1 protein-coding gene is annotated in these 667 nt (G+C 57.4%); it reads left to right on the top strand.

Annotated elements, in window-relative coordinates:
• On the top strand, positions 1 to 562 hold a 562-nt coding region (gene tatC / locus AC1D0P_RS26705), incomplete at its 5' end, for a twin-arginine translocase subunit TatC (RefSeq protein ID WP_477679488.1).
• Between the last annotated feature and the right edge of the window lie 105 nt (positions 563 to 667).

The following is a 667-nucleotide window of genomic DNA, read 5'->3' as shown; positions in this document are numbered from 1 at the left end:
GATCAAGGTGGCGATGTTCAGCGCGCTTGTCGTTGCTTTCCCGGTCATCGCTTCGCAGATTTATAAATTCGTTGCCCCCGGGCTCTACAAGAACGAACGCGCTGCATTCCTGCCGTTCCTGATCGCCTCGCCACTGCTGTTCATCCTTGGCGGCTGCCTGGTTTATTTCTTCTTCACGCCGATGGTGATGTGGTTCTTCCTGAAGATGCAGCAGAGCGGCGGCGAAGGGCAGGTGGCGATCCAGCTCATGCCGAAGGTGTCGGAATATCTCGACCTGATCATGATGCTGATCTTCTCCTTCGGTCTGGTCTTCCAGCTGCCTGTGGTTACCTCGCTGCTCGTCCGTGTTGAGCTCTTGACCTCCAAGACGCTCGCCAGCAAGCGCAAATATGCCATCGTGCTCGCCTTCGTTGTCGCCGCGATGTTGACGCCGCCCGATCCGATCTCGCAATGCAGCCTCGCTATACCGACCATCCTGCTCTACGAGATCGCCATCATCGCAGCCAGGATGATCGAAAAGGGCCGATCTCACCGCGAGGCGGAAGAACAGGCTTCTGCCTGACATCATCGCTCGCGCGTTTGCGGCTTGAGTTTCGGCCGGCTTCGCGCCAAAACCTTCCAAAAGCGGGAATCGTCAGGATTCCCGCATCTCCGTTCAATGGTGTTC

The sequence above is a fragment of the Polaromonas sp. P1_G2 genome (assembly GCF_056405515.1).
This window is presented reverse-complemented; position numbering and strand designations above follow the sequence as displayed.